17 protein-coding genes are annotated in these 20,558 nt (G+C 29.2%); all 17 read left to right on the top strand.

Translation table 11 applies throughout. The annotated features are described in order from the left end of the window. The first annotated feature begins 20 nt into the window (after positions 1–20). The gene (locus HMPREF0202_RS11640) at positions 21–1,898 is read left to right on the top strand and encodes a TonB-dependent receptor (protein ID WP_023050995.1); all 1,878 of its coding nucleotides are present in this window, start codon (positions 21–23) and stop codon (positions 1,896–1,898) included. Positions 1,899–1,985: 87 nt separating this feature from the next. After that, positions 1,986–2,846: an ABC transporter substrate-binding protein gene (locus HMPREF0202_RS11635; protein ID WP_023050994.1), complete on the top strand. Its 861-nt coding sequence runs from the start codon at positions 1,986–1,988 to the stop codon at positions 2,844–2,846. Next, positions 2,833–3,783 (top strand): apurinic/apyrimidinic endonuclease family protein, encoded by a 951-nt coding sequence (locus HMPREF0202_RS11630; protein ID WP_023050993.1) that lies wholly within the window; start codon positions 2,833–2,835, stop codon positions 3,781–3,783. Before HMPREF0202_RS11635 ends, HMPREF0202_RS11630 begins: the two co-directional genes overlap by 14 nt. Before the next feature lie 68 nt (positions 3,784–3,851). Beyond that, entirely contained in the window at positions 3,852–4,835 is a 984-nt protein-coding gene (locus tag HMPREF0202_RS11625; RefSeq protein WP_023050992.1) for a PSP1 domain-containing protein, read from the top strand. Between the two features lie 9 nt (positions 4,836–4,844). After that, the gene (locus tag HMPREF0202_RS11620; protein ID WP_023050991.1) at positions 4,845–5,519 is read left to right on the top strand and encodes a tRNA1(Val) (adenine(37)-N6)-methyltransferase; all 675 of its coding nucleotides are present in this window, start codon (positions 4,845–4,847) and stop codon (positions 5,517–5,519) included. 56 nt (positions 5,520–5,575) lie between these two features. Continuing rightward, a complete protein-coding gene (gene uvrB, locus HMPREF0202_RS11615; protein WP_023050990.1) occupies positions 5,576–7,546 on the top strand; it encodes an excinuclease ABC subunit UvrB in 1,971 nt (656 codons plus the stop codon). A gap of 9 nt (positions 7,547–7,555) precedes the next feature. Continuing rightward, positions 7,556–8,755 (top strand): exodeoxyribonuclease VII large subunit, encoded by a 1,200-nt coding sequence (gene xseA, locus HMPREF0202_RS11610; RefSeq protein WP_023050989.1) that lies wholly within the window; start codon positions 7,556–7,558, stop codon positions 8,753–8,755. A gap of 1 nt (position 8,756) precedes the next feature. Further along, positions 8,757–9,377, top strand: coding sequence for a tetratricopeptide repeat protein (locus tag HMPREF0202_RS14840; protein WP_023050988.1), 621 nt, complete (start codon positions 8,757–8,759; stop codon positions 9,375–9,377). 12 nt (positions 9,378–9,389) lie between these two features. Beyond that, entirely contained in the window at positions 9,390–10,454 is a 1,065-nt protein-coding gene (gene dprA / locus HMPREF0202_RS11600) for a DNA-processing protein DprA (protein ID WP_023050987.1), read from the top strand. A 63-nt stretch (positions 10,455–10,517) separates the two neighbouring features. Further along, positions 10,518–12,809, top strand: a complete 2,292-nt coding sequence (topA, locus tag HMPREF0202_RS11595; protein WP_023050986.1) for a type I DNA topoisomerase — start codon at positions 10,518–10,520, stop codon at positions 12,807–12,809. 56 nt (positions 12,810–12,865) lie between these two features. After that, a complete protein-coding gene (gene trmFO, locus HMPREF0202_RS11590; protein ID WP_040407393.1) occupies positions 12,866–14,176 on the top strand; it encodes a methylenetetrahydrofolate--tRNA-(uracil(54)-C(5))-methyltransferase (FADH(2)-oxidizing) TrmFO in 1,311 nt (436 codons plus the stop codon). Positions 14,177–14,188: 12 nt separating this feature from the next. Next, a complete protein-coding gene (locus tag HMPREF0202_RS11585; protein WP_023050984.1) occupies positions 14,189–15,091 on the top strand; it encodes a tyrosine-type recombinase/integrase in 903 nt (300 codons plus the stop codon). A 37-nt stretch (positions 15,092–15,128) separates the two neighbouring features. Beyond that, entirely contained in the window at positions 15,129–16,238 is a 1,110-nt protein-coding gene (yqeH, locus tag HMPREF0202_RS11580) for a ribosome biogenesis GTPase YqeH (RefSeq protein ID WP_023050983.1), read from the top strand. An 18-nt stretch (positions 16,239–16,256) separates the two neighbouring features. Then, positions 16,257–16,733, top strand: coding sequence for a hypothetical protein (locus HMPREF0202_RS11575; protein ID WP_023050982.1), 477 nt, complete (start codon positions 16,257–16,259; stop codon positions 16,731–16,733). 21 nt (positions 16,734–16,754) lie between these two features. Beyond that, on the top strand, positions 16,755–18,146 hold the full coding sequence (locus HMPREF0202_RS11570) for an NAD(P)/FAD-dependent oxidoreductase (RefSeq protein WP_040407391.1): 1,392 nt from the start codon (positions 16,755–16,757) through the stop codon (positions 18,144–18,146). Positions 18,147–18,160: 14 nt separating this feature from the next. Further along, positions 18,161–19,330, top strand: a complete 1,170-nt coding sequence (gene ftsY / locus HMPREF0202_RS11565; protein WP_023050980.1) for a signal recognition particle-docking protein FtsY — start codon at positions 18,161–18,163, stop codon at positions 19,328–19,330. Positions 19,331–19,463: 133 nt separating this feature from the next. Continuing rightward, a complete protein-coding gene (pta, locus tag HMPREF0202_RS11560; protein ID WP_040407388.1) occupies positions 19,464–20,462 on the top strand; it encodes a phosphate acetyltransferase in 999 nt (332 codons plus the stop codon). The last annotated feature ends 96 nt before the right edge of the window (positions 20,463–20,558 follow it).

Below are 20,558 nucleotides of genomic sequence, written 5' to 3'. Positions count from 1 at the left end.
GAATGGGAGGATTAAATTAAATGAAAAAAAGATTTTATATTGCAGGACTGATTCTTGCATCTAGTTTATCAATGGGACAAGACAAGGTTGTGAAATTAGAAGAAAGTGTTATAACGAGTGAAAATACAGAGACAACAATAGCAGATATACCTAAAAATATAACTGTATTAACAGGAGAAGAGATAACGCAAAGGGGAGCGAAAACAGTAGCAGAAGCTTTAAAATTAGTATCAAGTGTTATTGTAAAAGAGATGGGTGGAGCAGATGCCGCTTTTGATATAAGAGGTCAAGGGCCTACAGCAAAGTCAAATGTTATAGTATTAGTTGATGGAGCGCCAATTAATTCGATTGATTTATCAGGATATCAAACAAGCAATATTCCAGTAGATAATATAGAGAGAATTGAAGTAATACCTTCTGGAGGCTCAGTTTTATACGGAGATGGAGCAGTTGGAGGAACAATAAATATAGTGACAAAAGCACCTGAAAATAAAAAAAATTATGGAAGCTTAAATAGTGAAATAGGATCTTATGGATTAAAAAAACAGCAAATTACATATGGAACTAAAATAGGAGAAAAGCTTTTAGTTGAAGTAGATTATTTGAAAAAAGAAAAAGATGGATATAGGGATTATTCTAAAGATGATTTACAAAGTTTTGGATTTAGAAGTAGATATAAACTTAATGATGGAGAGTTAAAATTTAAATATAATTATTCTAAAAATGATTTTAAAGCTCCGGGAGCATTGACTAAAGATGAAGTTAATGAAGACAGAACACAATCTAATCCAAATGCTTGGAGAATTGATGGAAAAACAGAGAAAAATAATTTTGTAGGAGATTACTTATATAATATAAATTCTGATTTAGAATTTAAACTATTAGGAAGATATGCTCATGAAAACTACTCTTCAAATGGAAGTAATTACAAGACAGAAGTTAAATATTTAAAGCCACAACTTAAATATTCATATTTAGATGAGAATTATGTTGTATTTGGTGGAGACATTTATCAGGGAGAGACAAGAGATTTTGCTTATGGAAATGGAAAATCTGAAAAAAACTCTTTAGGTGGATTTATAATAAATAGTTCTACAATAGAGAAGTTTAGATTTACTCAAGGATACAGAAGACAAAATATTGAATACAAGGGAGATAGATTTGTAACAAGAAAGTTTAAAGAAGATGCAATAGAACTGACAGGAAGCTATTTATATTCTGATTCGGGATCTACATATGTAAGTTATACCAAAGGATTTAGAGCACCTAATACAGATGAAATAAATGCTTGGGCAGGAGAATTTAATCCTCAAAAAACAGAAACTTATGAAATTGGAGTAAAGGATTTTGTAGGGAATACATATATCTCAACATCAGTATTCTATATAGAAACAGAAAATGAAATTTTCTATGGAGTAAATAAAAACGATGAATTTAATAAAAATAGAAATTTAGATGGAACAAGTAAGAGAAAAGGAATAGAGTTTTCTTTAGAACACTATTTTGATAAATTGACAATATCGGAATCAATAACTTATATGAAAACAGAGTTTAAAGAAGGGAAAGATATTCCTGGAATTCCTAATATAAAGGGAGTATTAAACTTTAATTATAAATTTAATGAAAAATTAAGTATGAATAACTCTTGGGAATACTATGGAAAATCTTACGATAGTAATGATGAAGCCAATGAAAGAGAGAAAATAGATAGCTATTTATTAAGTGGATTAACTTTTGTATATGATTTTCAAGATGGATTAGTTATAAATGCTGGAATTAATAATTTATTTAATGAAAAATATTATGATTATGTAGGATATAGTAGTTATAGTAAAACTCGTAATTACTACCCTGCACCAGAAAGAAATTATTATATTGGATTTAAATATAGTTTTTAATAAAAAATGCTCTTTTCAAGATATGAGAAGAGCATTTTTTACATATGTGTTATAATTAAAATATATTTTTATAGAAGAGGTGGGCGAGTGTTAAAAAAGGTATTTATGTTAAATATATTTGTATTTTCAATTGGATATTCAAGAATATTAGTAGATGGAATTGGTCGTAAAGTTGAAATTCCTGAAAAAGTAGAGAGAATAATTTCAACAGTTCCATCAAATACAGAGATAATAGTAGATATGGGATTAGTTAATATTTTAGCTGGAGTAGATATATATTCTGAAAAAATATCTAAAGAATTAGAAGGTAAAGGAATTTTAAATACAGATAGATTGAATGAAGAAAAAATAATGGAACTGATGCCAGATTTAGTTATAACATCCCAACACAATCTATCTAAAGGAAAAGAGAGCTTAAATATTTTTGATGAGGTTGGAATTCCTATTTATGTAATGAAAACTCCAAATTCATTAGAAGAAGTTAAAAAATCTATAGATGAAATTGGAAATCTTTTAAATGAGAGAAAAAAGAGTGATAATTTAAAAAATAATTATGCTGAAGAATTAGAAAAGTTAAAATCACAAAAAGAAAGGCAAAAGCGAGTATACTTTGAAATTTTAAATAATCCTATATATACAACAGGAGGAAAAACATTTTTAAATGATGTTATAGAAAATGCTGGTGGAAAAAATATATTTGAAAATCAAGAGGGATGGATTTCGCCGACTTTAGAATCTATTATTGAAGAGAATCCTGAATTTATATTTGTAGGTGAGGATAGAAAAGAGATTATAGAGGATATAAAGACTAGACCAGAATGGCGAGAGCTTGATGCTATAAAAACTGGAAAAGTGTATTTTGTAGACGAAGGGATTAATAGACCATCAACAAGAGTTTTAAAATCTTTAAAACAGATGAAGGAAGTGCTTTCCAATGATAAGTTTTAGTTTTATTCCTAAAAATGGAGAGGAAGAAAAATTTTTAAAAATATATGAAAAATTAAAAAACGAAGGTATAACAGGTATAGAAACAATAATTGGGGATCATTTACCTTTAGAAAGTTATGAAAAGTATCCTGTAAAAGGAGTTCATCTATTATATTATCCGACTTGGCTAGAGTTTTGGAGAGAGGATATGGAAAAGGTAAGAGAAGATTTTTATGATGATGAAGGGATATTAAATTATTATCGTTCTTTTAAAAAAGAGATTTTGTTAGAAACTTTTAAAAAACAATTTGAAGATGCTAAAAAAATTAAAGCAAAGTATTTAGTTTTTCATGTTTCACACGTAAGACCTAAAGATATATTTACATGTAACTTTGATTATACATCTATAGAGGTATTAGATGAAACTTTGAAAATCGTGAATGAAGTTTTTAAAGGAGATGGACCTTTACTACTTTTTGAAAATTTACCATGGCCAGGATTAACTTTAAAAGACTACGAATTAACAAAATATTTTTTTGAAAGAGTAAAGTATGAAAAAAAAGGGTTTTTATTAGACTTATCTCATATAATATGCACAGAAAAAAATATAAAGAGTTTTCAAGAAGCAGATCAATATATTTTGAATAAAATAAAAGAATTAAAAGAACTAAATAAATTTATATATGGTGTTCATATAAATGGAATAGAGTTTAAAAATTATTTTGAAAAAGATTTTTCTAACGAAATAAAAGAATGGTCAAGTGAAGATAGAAATGGAAAATTTAAAATTGAATGGGAACACATGAAAAATCTTGATCCACATAAGATTTATAGAGGGAATTTAAAATTAATATTAAATGACTTACCCAATTTAAAATACATAAATTTAGAGCTAAATTTTCAGTCCTTAGATTATTTAGAAGAGGTCGTTAGAGAACAATTAAATTATATAAAATAAATTCTTAAAAGATAAAAAATATGATATACTTTATATTATAGAATGTTAAGATTTTCGCGGGAGGACAGATGACACAAGGAAATTTAGATATAGATAAAAATATAGATGAAAAAGCAATAAAAGAGAATGAGAATATAAAAGAGGAAACTCAAGAGGAAGTAGTATCAAATCCTAATAAGTTATATAATATATTAGGAGTAATGTTTGAAACAACAAAAAAAAGATATAGCTTTGAAATAGTAGATGAAGTAGAGTATAAAAAAGGAGATAAAGTAATAGTAGATACTATTAGAGGTAAGGAGATTGGTGTTGTTTATGGTGGGCCAATGCAACTTCCTGAAAGAGTGTTAGTATTACCACTTAAACCTGTAATAAAAAAAGCTAGTGAAGAAGAGATTCAAAAGTATGAAGTTCTTCGTCAAGAAGCTAGAGAAGCGTTTAAAGTTTGTAAAGAAAGAATTAATCATCATAAGTTACCTATGAAATTAATAGAGACAGAATATACATTTGACAAAACAAAGTTAATATTTTATTTCACAGCAGAGGGAAGAATTGACTTTAGAGATTTAGTAAAAGATCTTGCAAATATATTTAAACTAAGAATAGAGTTAAGACAGATTGGTGTTAGAGATGAAGCAAGAATACTTGGAAATATTGGTGTGTGTGGAAAAGAGTTATGTTGTAGAACATTTATAAATAAATTTGATTCAGTATCAATAAAAATGGCTAGAGATCAGGGGCTAGTAATAAATCCTACTAAAATATCAGGTGTATGTGGAAGGTTACTTTGCTGTATAAATTATGAATATAAGCAATATGAAGAGGCTTTAAGAGTTTATCCTGCTGTAAATCAGTTTGTTAAAACTCAAAAAGGAGAGGGAAAAGTAACAAGTATAAGTCCATTAAATGGATTTTTATATGTAGATGTTGAAGGAAAAGGAATTATGAAGGTTCTTATTGATGAGATAAAATTTAATAAAAAAGAAGCAAAAAAATTACAGAATGTTTTATCAACAGAAGAGCTGCAGCATAAGGTTTTAGAAAAGGAGTAATAAAAGAAAATGATTTTTGAAAATGAAGATATAGCTAATATTTGTGAAGGGTACACTTTAATTCAAAAAAAAGAAGGATTTAGATTTGGAACTGATGCGGTTTTATTAGCTAATTTTTTCAATGGAAAGAAAAATTCTAAAATATTAGAAATTGGAACAGGGAATGGTATAATTCCAATATTGTTATGTGCTAAAGATAAAATATCTAAAATAAAAGCGGTAGAGATTCAAAAAGAGATTGCAGATTTAGCAATTAGAAATGTTAAAAGAAATGGATTAGAGGATAGAATAGAAGTTGTTAATATGGATATAAAAAATATCCAAGAAGGAAATACATATGATTATATAATTTCAAATCCACCATATATGGTTTTGGATGGAAAAGAAATTAATGACAAAGATATAAAAAGTATAGCAAGACATGAAATAAAGCTTAACTTGAAAGAGTTTATAGCAAACGCTAAAAGGTTACTAAAACCAAGAGGTGAGCTTTTCATGGTACATAAAAGCTATAGATTTTTAGAAATTTCAGAAGAGCTTATAAAAAATGGATTTTCAGTTAAAAGAGTTAAATTTGTTCATTATTCAAAAGATAAAGATTCAAGTATTGTTTTAATTGAAGCTAGCAAAGGGAGAAAAAACATATTAAAAATTGAAACTCCAATTTTTTTAAACGATAACTAGAGATACTTTAAGGGAGAGGAGTTACCTCTCCCTATTTTAATGGAGGTGTCACAAAGATGTTTAAATTAAATTCAAAATATAGTCCAACAGGAGATCAACCAGAAGCAATTAAAAAATTAATTAAAGGATTAGATGAAGGTGTAAAAGATCAAACATTACTAGGGGTAACTGGTTCAGGAAAGACATTTACAATAGCTAATATAATAAAAGAAAGTGGTAGACCAGCATTGATATTAGCTCCGAATAAAACATTGGCAGCACAGTTATTTGCAGAGTATAGAAGTTTTTTTCCAGAAAATGCAGTAGAATATTTTGTTTCATATTATGATTACTATCAACCAGAAGCCTATATAGCAACAACAGATACTTACATAGAGAAAGATTCGTCTATAAATGATGAAATAGATAAATTTAGAAATGCGGCAACGGCTGCTTTAATAAATAGAAAAGATGTTATAATCGTAGCTTCGGTATCTGCAATTTATGGACTTGGATCACCAGAGACTTATAAAAATTTAACTATAGCAATTGATAAAAAAACAGGTTATAGTAGAAAAAAGTTGATATCAAAGTTGATAGAACTACGATATGAAAGAAATGATATCGCTTTTGAAAGAGGTAAGTTTAGGGTAAAAGGAGATGTAGTAGATATATATCCATCTTATATGGAAAATGGTTATAGAATAGAGTTTTGGGGAGATGAAATTGAGGAGATTTCTGAAATAAATACATTGACAGGTCAAAAGATAAAAAGAAATTTAGAAAGAGTTGCAATTTCTCCTGCTACTCATTATGTAACAGAAGAGGGGGAACAAGAAAGAATTATAGAGGAGATAAGAAAAGATTTAAAAAAAGAAGTAAAAGAGTTTGAAGAAAAAGGAAAACTTTTAGAAGCTCAAAGATTAAAGCAAAGAACAGACTATGATCTAGAAATGATAAGAGAAGTTGGTTACTGTAAAGGAATTGAAAATTATTCAAGATACTTAACACATAAAAACCCTGGAGACAAACCAGATACATTAATGGATTATTTTCCTAAAGATTTTATTGTTTATATAGATGAATCTCATATTGGTGTTCCCCAAATAAGAGGGATGTATAATGGTGATAGAGCAAGAAAGACAGCTTTAGTTGAAAATGGATTTAGATTAAAATCAGCCCTAGATAATAGACCTTTGACATTTGAAGAGTTCAGAGAAAATTGTGGTCAAACAATTTTTGTTTCAGCTACTCCAGGAGATTTTGAGATAGAAAAATCTAATGGACATATAGCTGAACAGCTAATTAGACCGACAGGAATTTTAGATCCAATTATAGAAGTTAGAGAAACTAAAAATCAAGTAGATGATCTTTTAGATGAGATTAGAAAAAATGCTTTAAAAAAGGAAAGAGTTCTAATAACTACTTTAACCAAAAAGATGGCTGAAGAATTAACAGAGTATTATATAACTTTAGGTGTTAAAGTAAAGTATATGCATTCAGATATAGATACTTTAGAAAGAATTGAGATTATTAGAGGATTAAGAAAAGGTGAATTTGACGTTTTAATTGGAATAAATTTATTGAGAGAGGGGCTTGATATACCGGAAGTATCATTAGTTGCTATTTTAGAAGCTGATAAAGAAGGTTTTTTAAGAAGTAAAAGATCATTAGTTCAGACAATAGGAAGAGCAGCTAGAAATGTTGATGGAAGAGTAATATTGTATGGTGACGTTATGACTGATTCTATGAAATATGCTATCGAAGAAACTAAAAGAAGAAGAAGAAAACAAGGGGAATATAATTTATTAAACAATATAGAGCCTAAGACAATTTTTAGAGAAGTTTCAGAATCGTTATTTAATTGGGAAGCTGAAGAGGAGAAGATAGTTGAAACTAAGCATTTCACAAGTAAAGAGGATATAGAAAAGGAGATAAAAAAATTAGTTAAGGAAATAAAAGTATTATCTGAAGAATTGAACTTTGAAAAAGCTATAGAGAAAAGAGATGAGATGAACAAATTAAAATTGATGTTATTAGAGATGTAGGGGTGAACTATGGAAGAGAAAATTTATAGTGTAACAGAGTTTAATAAAATGGTAAAAGGATATATAGATGAAAACCCAAACTTTCAAGAATTTTTTTTAAAGGGAGAGCTTTCAGGAGTAACATACTATAAAAGTGGTCATTTATATTTTACTTTAAAAGATAAACAGAGTCAGATAAAATGTGCAGCATTTAATTATAAATTTAAAAGAATAGCTGAAGATTTAAAAGAGGGAGATTCTGTAAAGATATTTGGAGATGTTGGCTTCTATGAAGCTAGAGGAGATTTTCAGGTACTGGTTAGACATGTACAAAAAGAAGATAAGCTTGGTGAGATGTTTGCAAAGTTAGAAAAGTTAAAGAAGGATTTAGAGAGGGAAGGGTTATTTTCACCATTATTTAAAAAAGTTTTACCTAAATATCCAAAGGCAATAGGAATTGTAACAGCGTATACAGGAGCAGCATTTCATGATATAGTAAATACAACAAGAAAAAGATTTGAAAATATAGATATTTATATTTATTCAGCTAAAGTTCAAGGTGTAGGAGCTAAAGAGGAGATTGTAAAGGGTATTGAAACATTAAATAAAATACCGGAAATAGATTTAATTATTGCAGGTAGAGGTGGAGGAAGTGTTGAAGACTTGTGGGCTTTTAATGAGGAAGAAGTAGCAAGAGCATTTTTTCAAAGTGAAAAACCAATAATATCAGCTGTAGGTCATGAGATAGATAATTTATTATCTGATTTAGTAGCAGACGTTAGAGCAGCGACTCCAACTCAAGCAATAGAAATATCTATTCCTGTAAAAAAAGAGATAGAAAAACAATTGTTAGAAAAAGAAAAAAGAGTAAAAGATAGTATCAATAGAGTAATAAAAAAGAAAAAAGATGAGATAAAACAGCTACAAAGTAGTTATGTACTAAAGAATTTTATAAAGGCTATAGAGGAAAAAAATCAAATGTTAGTATCAAAAGAAGAGAAAATCGAAGATATTATGAAAAAAATATTTAGAAATAAAAGTCACGAGTTAGAAGTGTGTACAGAAAAAATAATTGCTTTAAATCCTTTAAATGTTTTAAAAAGGGGTTACAGTATAACTAAAATAGGCGATAAGGTAATAAAAGAAAGTTCTCAAGTAAAACTTGGAGATTCAATTGAGACAACTATAAAAAATGGAAAAATAATTAGTAGAATAGAGGAGATTATTTAAAATGAAAAAATTAATAGGAATATTATTTCTTTTTCTTAGTTTAATAGCTTTAGGTGATCAAAGACCACCATATATTCAAAGTCTAGAAAGCCAAATAGCGAGAGAGGATGATAGAGATAAAGCGGCAGTTCTTTTAAAAGAGTATGAAAAATATTTTAAAAGTTATATAAACTCTATAAGTGGAGATGAAAATCAGGTTTTCTATTTAGGAGATCAATATTTTAGAAATAGAAAATATGAAAGAGCAGCTCAAATTTTTAGTAGCAATATAGATAGCTCTAGAAATTTATTTGGAGCAGCAACAAGTTATAGATTTATTGGAGATTACAATAAAGCGATTGATTTTTATAGCGTTGCAATTAGTATTGAGCCTAGTATGAAAGAAGCTTATTTAGGAAGAGGATTAGCGTACAGAAATTTAGGGAGGTACAATAAAGCGATAGATGATATTCAAATATATATGAACTATGCGCCTAGTGTAGAAGGATTTTTAGCTTTAGGAGATATTTACTTGGCTGAAAAGAAAATTGATAGAGCAAGAGAGGTTTTACAAGAAGGAAGAAGATTATATCCACAGTCAAGAGAGATAAGTAATATGTTAACGTCTACATATTCTAGATAAAAGAGGTGACAGATGGAGTGGTATCGATTAAAATTAATGGGTTTAAAAAATAGTAAGATTAGAGCTTTAATGGGATGTAATAAACGATATAAAGATATTTTTGCTGATTTAGATAAACTTACAAATATGTTGAATTTAACCACAGACGATACCAGATTGATAGAAAATTCAAAATACTGTGAAAAATATTTGGAGGTTATGGATTATTTAGAACGAAATAGGATAGGCTTAATTAGTATTAACGATTATAGATATCCTGATAGTTTGAAAAATATAGCAAAACCTCCACTTTTTCTTTTTTATAAAGGAAACATAGAACTTTTAAGTAAAAATAAAATGATTTCTATAGTAGGTACAAGAAGATCAACAAAATATGGAGAACTTTGTTGTGAAAGAGCAGTTAAAGATTTAGTTGATGGAGAAGTAGTTATTGTAAGCGGATTAGCTTTAGGAATAGATTCAATAGTTCATAAGGAAGTATTAAAGTATAAAGGTAATACTATTGCTGTTTTAGGATGTGGAATAGATATATTTTATCCAAGAACAAATATCAAATTAAGAGATGAAATAGAACGAAAAGGATTAGTAATATCAGAATTTCCAATAGGAATGAGGCCAACACCTAAAAATTTTCCAATAAGAAATAGAATAATAGCTGGCTTATCTAAAGGAACTGTAGTAGTTGAAAGTTCTTCAAAAGGAGGAAGTTTAATAACTGCGAGTATATCTTTAGAAGAAGGAAGAGATGTTTTTGCTTTTCCTGGAGATGTGACATATCCACTATCCCAAGGATGTAATGAATTAATAAAGCTGTCTCAAGCTAAATTGATAGTATCTGGTGAAGATATATTAAATGAGTACAGCTGGTTAAAAATAAGTGAAGATGGAAAAAAATTAAATAAATTAATTGGGATAAAACTAAAAATATATAGTGTATTAAAAACGAAAATGCATTTAGAAGAAATAAGAAAAGAAGTTTCTTGTGAAACAAGTGAATTATTGAGTAATTTAATGGAGTTAGAAATAGAGGGTTATATTCAAAGCTTACCAGCAGGACACTACAGAAGACGTTTATAAATGGGAAACTTGGTACCCTTGGTTGATTTTTTTATTAATTTCTAATATAATTAAGAGCGAATAATGTATATAGAGAAAAAATTAGGGGTGAAAATAGTGGCGAAAAAAAATTTAGTAATAGTGGAATCACCTGCAAAAGCGAAGACTATTGAAAAAATATTGGGGAATAATTTTCATGTTACAGCTTCCTTTGGACATGTAAGAGATTTGCCAAAAAGTAAAATCGGAGTGGATGTGCAAGATGATTTCAAACCTAGCTATTCAACGATAAGAGGAAAGGGAGATGTAATAAAAACTTTAAAAGATCTTGCTAAAAAATCAGATAAAGTATATTTGGCATCTGACCCGGATAGAGAAGGAGAAGCTATTGCATGGCATATAGCTCAAACATTAAAATTAGATGAAAATGAAGCTAATAGAATAGAGTTTAACGAAATAACAAATGGAGCAATAAGAGAAGCCATAAAAAATCCTAGAAAAGTAGATATAGATAGAGTTAATGCACAACAAGCAAGAAGAATACTTGATAGACTAGTAGGATATGAGATAAGTCCTCTTTTATGGAAGTCAATATCTTCAAATACAAGTGCTGGAAGAGTTCAATCAGTTGCTTTAAAATTAGTATGTGATTTAGAGGATAAAATAAAAAAGTTTATTCCTGAAAAGTTTTGGGATATAAAAGGTGAGTTTGAAAATAAGATGAATCTTTCTCTCTATAAAATAGAAGGAAAAAGATTCGAAAGAGTTACAGATGAGGATATTGTAAAAAATGTTCAGTTAACATTGAATTCAGAATATGCAGTTATTAACTCTAAAGTAACTAAAAAATCTAAAAATCCACCACTGCCATTGAAAACAAGTACATTACAGCAATTATCATCATCATATTTAGGATTTTCAGCTTCAAAAACTATGTCTGTAGCCCAAGGGTTATATGAAGGTATAAGTATAGATGGAAATCAAAAAGGTTTGATAACTTATATGAGAACAGATTCGACAAGAATATCTGATGAAGCTAAAGAAATGGCAAAAAGTTATATAGTTGAAACTTTTGGAAAAGAGTATTTAGGTAAAGAAGGGGTAAAGAAGAAAAAAGATGAAAAAATTCAAGATGCCCATGAAGCTGTTAGACCAACAGATATCTATTTAGAGCCAGATAAAATAAAGAAAGATTTAGCTCCAGATCAGTATAAATTGTATAAATTGATATGGGAAAGATTTATGATATCTCAATTAGCACCAATGCAATATGAGCAATTTGAAATAATTTTAGAAAATGGAGATTACCAATTTAGAGGAACTTTAAACAAAATAATATTTGATGGGTATTATAAAGTGTTTAAGGATGAAGAGGAATTACCACTAGGAGAGTTTCCAACAATAAATGAGGGTGATTTCTTAAAACTGAATAAATTACACATAAAAGAGGATTGGACAAAGGCTCCTTCTAGATTAACAGAGTCATCTTTAGTTAAGAAATTAGAGGCTGATGGAATAGGTAGACCATCTACGTATGCGTCAATAATTGAAACTCTAAAGAAAAGAGAATATGTTGTAATTGAAGGTAAAAGTTTTATTCCAACAGAATTAGGATACGAAATAAAAACGATATTAGAAAAAAACTTTAAAGATATAATGGATGTTAAATTTACAGCTTCTTTAGAAGATGGTTTAGACTTAGTTGAAGAGGGAGAGAGAGATTGGATTGAGATATTAAAAGATTTTTATTCAAAGCTTTCAAAAGATTTAGAGCTTTATAAAATTAAAGTTGAAGAGGAATCGAGTAGAATAATAACTTCAGATGTTCCATGCCCTTGTGGATCTGGAAATATGATTATGAAAAATGGAAGATTTGGAAGATATTTATGTTGTACAGATGAAAATTGTAAGGAAAAATACTCTTTAAAAGGGATTGAAATTCCATTAGAAGATATTAAAAATGGAAATATAAAAGTAAAAGAGTTATTAGAAGAGCAATTAAGAGTTAAACAAGGAAAATTAACAGATGTGTTTTTAAGTAATGGAAGTAGATTACTTCTAAAATTAGGACGTTTTGGTAGTTATTTAGAGAGTGAAAACTTTAAAGAGGATAACGAAAGAGTTTCTTTACCTGGAGAAGTAAAAAAGCTTCTTATGAATGGTTCAATTGAAGAAAAAGATGGAATAGTTCAACTGAAATGGATTATGGATAAAATTCAGAAAGAAGAGGAAGAGATTCTAAAAAATGCTGGAAATTGTGAGAAATGTGGAAGACCATTTAAAATAGGTAGAGGAAGATGGGGAAAATTCTTGGCTTGTACAGGATATCCTGATTGTAAAAATATAAAGAAATTAGAAAAAGATAAAAAAGAGTAGATAAAAGGACTCGCCTTTGTAGGCGAGACTTTTGTATGTATAAAAAAGGAGAACAGATGACAAATAAAGAAGTAGTAGTAATAGGAGCTGGATTAGCTGGTTCGGAGGCAGCATACCAATTAGCAAAAAGTGGAGTTAAAGTAAAATTATATGAAATGAGACCAAAAGTTTCAACGGAAGCTCATAAAAGTGAAAAGTTTGCTGAATTAGTATGTAGTAATTCTTTAGGAGGAGATCATTTAGGGAATGCTTCTGGATTAATGAAGGAAGAGCTAAGAAGAATGGGGTCTTTACTTATTGAAATTGCAGATGAAGTTAAAGTTCCTGCAGGACAAGCTCTAGCTGTAGATAGAGAAGGGTTTTCAGAAAAGGTAACAGAGAAGTTACATTCTATGGAAAATATTGAAATAATAAATGAAGAGTTGAAAGAGATTCCAAAAGATAAAATAGTTATCGTTGCTAGTGGGCCATTAACATCGGATGAGCTATCTAAAAATATTGGAAAAACATTAGAGCAGGAATATCTATATTTTTATGATGCAGCAGCTCCAATTGTAACTTTAGAGTCAATCGATAAAGATAAAGTATTTTTCCAATCAAGATATGATAAGGGAGAAGGAGAATATATTAACTGTCCAATGAATAAAGAGGAGTATGAAACTTTTTATGAAGCTTTAATATCAGCAGAAAGAGCTCCTTTAAAAAAGTTTGAAGAGGAAAAATTATTTGAGGCATGTATGCCAGTTGAAAGAATAGCTCAAAGAGGATTTAAAACTCTACTATTTGGACCATTAAAACCAAAAGGATTAATAAATCCAAAAACTGGAAAAGAGGAATTTGCAGTAGTTCAGTTAAGACAAGACGATAAAGATGGAAAGTTATATAATTTAGTAGGATTTCAGACAAATTTAAAGTGGGGAGAACAAAAGAGAGTATTCTCAATGATACCAGGACTTGAAAATGCAGAGTTTGTAAGATATGGAGTTATGCATAGAAATACATTTATAAATTCAACAAAGCTATTAACACCAGCATTAAATTTAAAAAATAATGAAGATATATACTTTGCAGGACAAATAACTGGTGGAGAAGGATATGTTTGTGCTATTGCTACTGGATTAATGGCGGCAACTAACATTCTTAGAAAAATGGATGGGAAAGCACCATTAATATTAGATGATAGAAGCTCAATTGGAGCAATTATTAAATATATTACAGAGGAAAAGAAAAATTTCCAACCAATGGGACCTAATTTTGGTGTAATAAAATCTTTAGATGAAAGAATAAGAGATAAAAAAGAGAAGTATAATAAAATATCAAAAATAGCTTTAGAATATTTAGATGAAAAGTTAAATCAAGAGAAATAAAAGGAGTTTGAGATGGATACTCTTAATTTATTAGGGGATATAAAAGAGTTTTTATATCATTGTGAGTTCGCAAAAGGAAAGAGCTTAAATACAATAAAGTCATTAAGAATAGATCTATATAGATTTAATGAATATATTATAAAATGTAATGATTTAAAAAAAATTTCTGATATAGATGGATTTAATTTTAGAGAGTTTTTAGTAGAACTTCAAGGGTGTGATATAGGGAAGAGATCTTTAAATAGAAAAATCTCATCTATAAAATCATTTTTTAAATATTTGAAGGATACGGGGAAAATAAAAAGTAATCCAGCTCAATTAATAGTAGCGCCAAGCTATGATAGAGGAATTCCTGAAGTTCTTGAATTAGAAGAGATAGTAAGATTTAGAAAAGCAATAGAGTTAAAAAATTATCACAGCTTGAGAGATAGGTTGATTGTAGAACTTCTTTACTCAAGTGGAATAACATCACAAGAATTACTAGGTTTAGGAGAAGATGTTTTTAATCTAGAGAGTAGAGAAGTTGTTGTAACAAGTTTTAAAAAATATAGAACTGTATTTTTTAGTGAGAGAACAAAAAATTTCTTCAAAAGATATATAGTAGCTAAAAAGGAAAAGTTAGGATCTAAATATAATAAAGAGATACTTTTTGTTAACGGATCTGGTGGAAGATTAACTGACCGTTCTTTAAGAAGACTTATAGATAGATACGGTGTTAAAGCAGGAATAACAAAGGAGATAAGTCCACATAGTTTTAGACATACATTTGCTGTTCACATGTTAGAGCATGGTATTAGCTTATTGCAGTTACAAAAATTATTAGGTCACTCAAATTTAGATTCAACAAAAATATATTTAGAAGCTTTAGAGAAAAAAAGAAGAAAAGAACTGTCTAAAGAGATAGAAATCAAATGATAGAAAAATATTAATATTATAAATTGAAGGAGAGTTTATGACGAAAAAATGTATAGGATGTGGAATTGAACTTCAAGGAGAGAATCCTAATTCTAATGGATATTTGCCGAAATCAGTTTTAGAAGGGGATAATAAAGAATTACTTTGTCAAAGATGTTTTAAGATAAAAAATTATGGGCAGTATATTCCTATAAAAATGACAAAAGAGGATTATAGACAAGAAGTTAAAAAAAGTTTAGCAGAAGCAGATGTAGCAATACCTGTTTTTGATATTATCGATTTTGAAGGATCATTTGATGATGAGATTCTTGATATTTTAAGAGAGATGGAATCAATTGTTGTAATTAATAAGTTAGATTTAATACCAGATGAAAAACATCCATCAGAAGTTGCAGATTGGGTTAAAGGAAGATTAGGAGAAGAGGGAATTTCTCCTTTAGATATAGCTATAGTAAGTTCTAAAAATGGATATGGAATAAATGGAATATTTAAGAAAATCAAGCATTTTTATCCTGATGGAGCTAAAGCTTTAGTTTTAGGAGTAACAAATGTTGGGAAATCTAGTATTATAAATAAGCTTATAGGTGCTAAAAGAGTAACAGTATCAAAATTCCCAGGAACAACTTTAAAAAGTGTTAAAACAGAGATTCCATTCTCAAAAATAACTTTAATTGATACTCCGGGATTAATTCCTAGTGGAAGATTTTCTGATTTTGTATGTCAAGAGTGTAATCAAAATATAATTCCTGCTAATGAGATTTCAAGAAAAACTTATAAAGTTCAAGAAGATAGAGTTATATTAATTGGTGGAATGATTCAAATGAGAGTTTTAAACGATGACGATTTAAAACCGATATTTTCATTATATGCATCTAAAGATGTAACATTCCATGAAACAAATGTAGAAAAAGCAAAAGAGTTAATGCAAAAAGCAGACTTTTTAACTCCACCGTGTGAAAATTGTAGAGATGAATTTAACTCTTTAGAAAAAGATGTAGAAGTTTATACAGTGGAAACAGGGGAAGAGTTAGTCTTTAAAGGACTAGGATGGTTATCTGTAAAAAGAGGGCCTTTAAAAGTGGAAATAACATCACCAAAGGGTGGAGAAATAATTATTAGAGAAGCTTTTATAAAGCCAAAAAGATAAAAATGAGGTTCTAAAGGGATGGAAAAAGACGGAAGAATAACTACTCTAAATTGGATTATAAATATAGCAGTAACAATTTTATTTATCTATCTTGCTATGAGAGGAATCGATGATTTAACAGGAACGTACAAAATTGATGAAACAGTGAGAAGTACAAAAGAACTTAGAATAGCTTTAGAGAAATACTATCAATTGACAGGGAGTTATCCTGAGTTAACAAAACCAGGGGTAAATATGAACTTACACCTTTTAGATTATGTGAATGAAAAAGGACAGAAGATATCTTTTGCAGATATTTATGGACGAAAAACTTTGGCTAAGACTTATGGTAGTAACTCAATAATTGCATCAAATGAAGTTTATGATGTACAAGATTTTGAAAATACAAATAAAAATGGTGGTTGGAATTATAATTATTCTCAAAGAACAGGAGAGATTCATCCTAATTTACCTGAGGATATTTATATAGAAAAAGTAAACTGGATTAGACAGTAGAACATGAATGGAGGAAAACAAATGTACGATATTATATTTTTAGGTGGAGGACAAGCTGGGGTTTTTGGAGCTTACGAAGCTATTAAAAAGAATAAGGATTTAAAGATTTTAGTTTTAGACAAAGGTAGAATGTTAACACAAAGAGTTTGTCCAAAAGAAAAGCTAGGAACATGTGTAAAGTGTCCAACTTGTGCAATAATTTATGGAGTTTCAGGAGCTGGAGCTTTTTCGGACTCTAAATTTAATATGGATTATAGAGTTGGTGGAGATGTTCATGTTTTAACTGGAAAAGTAATTGTAAATGAAACTATTCAATATGTAGCAGATATATATAAAGATTTTGGATTTGATGAAAAACCATCTGGTTTAGAGTACAACCAAGTTATGTTAGATTTAAAGAAAAGATGTATTGAAAATAATGTACAGTTAGTAGATACACCAACAATGCACTTGGGAACAGATGGATCAAGAGAACTATATACAAAATTAGTAAATTCTTTATTAGAAAAAGGTGTAGAGTTTATAACTGAAAGATCTGCTGAAGGATTAATAATAGAGAATGGTGAAATAAAAGGAGTAACTGTAAAAAATAAAAAAGATGAAGTTGAAAATTACTTCGCAAAAAATGTTGTAATTGGACTTGGAAGAAGTGGTGCAAAAAAACTGATGGAGATGTGTGAAGAGTCAGGAGTATCATATGAGACAGGTGCAGTTGATTTAGGTGTAAGAGTAGAGATACCTGATTTAGTAATGAAGGATATTAACGAAAATTTCTACGAAGCAAAGATGATTTATCATACAACAAAATATAGAGATAAGATGAGAACTTTCTGTTCAAATCCAAGTGGATTTATAGCTGCAGAAAAGCATAGTGACGATGTAGTGTTAGCAAATGGCCATGCATATAAAGATAAGAAATCTCAAAATACAAACTTAGCTTTATTATGTACAAAAACATTTACACAACCATTTAAGCAACCATTTGAATATGCAACTGCTATAGCGAAGATGTCATCAATGTTAACTGGTGGTAAGATATTAATGCAATCTTACGGAGATTTAAAAGTGGGAAGAAGATCAACAGATGAATCTATAGCTAGATTAAATATAATTCCTACAACAGAGGATTACGTAGCTGGAGATATTGCTTTAGCATGTCCAAAGAGAATTTTAGATAATATTATAGAATTTATAGAAGTTCACGACAAAATAACTCCTGGATTTGCATCAAGTGATTTATTACTATATTTCCCTGAGATAAAATTTAGAAGTACAAGAATAAAAATAGATGCTAATATGGAAACTAATATAAAAGGATTATATGCCGCAGGAGACAGCTCAGGATACGGAAGTGGATTAAATATAGCTGCAGTAATGGGGATACTAGCCGTAAGACATATAATTTCTAAATAATTTGGAGGACTATAATGGGATTTTTTAATAAACTTTTCGGTAGAAAAAAAGAGGATAAAGTCGAAGAGCAAGAAGAAAAGTTAGAAAAAGAAGTGGTAAAAGAGGAGCTAGAATCTCTTGAAGAACAAAAAGAAGAGAAGATAGATGAAGAAGAGAAAATAGATGAAGCTGTAGAAAAAGCTATTGATGATGAAGAAAAGGAAGAGTCAACAATAGATCAGGAAGAAACAAAAGATGAGGTAATTTACGTAGAAAAACCAAAAGTTGAAAAAAGAAGCTTTTTTACATCTTTAAAAGAAAAATTATTTAAATCAAGAGAGGGACTGTTTGGAACTTTAAAAAATATTTTTACAGGAAAATCAATAGTAGATGGTGAGATGTATGAAGAGTTAGAAGATACTTTAGTACAATCAGATATTGGTATTGAAATGACTTTGAAGATAGTAAAAGATTTAAAAGCAGAAGTAAAAGCTAGAGGAGTTAAAAAACCTGAAGATGTATACCCAGTATTAAAAGATGTATTAGAAGGATATTTGATTACAGAAAATACTAAATTAGATATTCAACCTGGAAGAATGAATGTAATATTAATAGTTGGAGTAAATGGAGTTGGAAAAACTACAACTATTGGAAAAATTGCAGCTAAATTAGTTAAAGATGGTAAAAAAGTTGTAATAGGTGCAGCGGATACGTTTAGAGCAGCAGCAGTTGAGCAATTAGAAGAATGGGTAAAAAGAGCAGGAGCTGAGATTGTAAAGCATCCAGAGGGAGCAGATCCAGGAGCAGTTGTTTTTGATACTTTAAAGGCTGGAGAAGATAAAAATGCTGATGTTGTAATTATCGATACAGCAGGAAGACTACATAATAAAAATAATCTGATGAAAGAATTAGAAAAAATAAATAATATTATAAAGAAAAAAATAGGAGATCAACCTTACGAGTCAATTTTAGTTTTAGATGGAACTACAGGACAAAATGGATTGATTCAAGCGAGAGTATTTAACGAAGTGACAAAATTAACAGGATTTATTGTCACTAAATTAGATGGAACAGCTAAGGGAGGAATACTATTTAGCATCTCTGAAGAGCTTAAAAAACCTATAAAATATATAGGAGTAGGAGAGGGAATAGAGGATTTAAGAGAGTTTAATAGTAAAGAGTACATACAAGCTATTTTTGACTAATATATTAAAAAAAATAGAATTTCTGTTGTAAATATATATAAAATTTGTTAATATATAGTTGAAAATTATGAGCACTATTACAGTATAGTTAAAAATGTGCAATTTATTTAATAAAAATCAAGGAGGACTTAAAGTGAGCATTATAGTTCAAATTAAAGAAAAAGCAAAAACTTTAGGAAACAAAATAGTTCTTCCTGAGGCTACTGATGAGAGAGTAATCAGAGCAGCTGCAGGAGTAGTTGAGGAGAAGTTAGGAACTCCAGTATTAGTAGGAAATGTAGAAACAATAAAAACATTTGCTGCAAATTTAGGAGTATCTTTAGATGGTGTTGAAATTATCGATCCAAAAACTACTGATAAATTAGCTTCATATGTTGAGAAACTTTGTGAGTTAAGAGCAAAAAAAGGAATGACTCCAGAAGAGGCAGAAAGATTATTAACAACTGATGTTAACTTCTTTGGTGCTATGATGGTTAAAATGGGAGATGTAGCTGGAATGGTTTCAGGATCAGATTCACCCACAGCAAATGTTTTAAGAGCTGGATTACAAGTTGTTGGAACAAAACCAGGAGTAAAAACAGTATCATCAGTATTTTTAATGGAGTTAAAGCATAATGTAGAAACTTACGGAGAAATCTTAGTATTTGGAGATTGTGCTGTAATTCCTGAGCCTACATCAGAGCAATTAGCTGATATCGCATCAGAAGCAGCTATAACGGCAGCTACAGTAGCTGGATTAGATCCAAAAGTTGCACTTATGTCATTCTCTACAAAAGGATCAGCAAAGCATGATTCAGTAGACGTTGTAAAAAGAGCAGGAGAAATTTTAAGAGAAAGAAATGCAGATTTCGCATTTGAAGAGGAGTTACAAGCGGATGCGGCTTTAGTAGCATCAGTAGGAGTTAAAAAAGCTCCAAATTCTAAAGTAGCAGGAAAAGCTAATGTATTAATATTCCCTAACTTAGCAGCAGGAAATATTGGATATAAATTAGTTCAAAGATTAGCTAATGCAGAGGCATATGGTCCTTTAATTCAAGGATTAGCAGCTCCAATAAATGACTTATCAAGAGGATGTTCAGTTAAAGATATCGTGGATTTAGCTGCAATAACTTCAGTACAAGCTGGAAAGTAATAGACGATAATTTAAATTAAGGTAAAAATTTGTAAGGAGTTTTAACTCCTTACAAATCAAATATATTAAAATAAAAAATAAAATTAAGGTGGTAAA

Source organism: Cetobacterium somerae ATCC BAA-474 (assembly GCF_000479045.1).
GTDB lineage: Bacteria > Fusobacteriota > Fusobacteriia > Fusobacteriales > Fusobacteriaceae > Cetobacterium_A > Cetobacterium_A somerae.
Note: the sequence above shows the minus strand (reverse complement) of the source record. Positions and strands in the feature narration are given on the sequence as shown.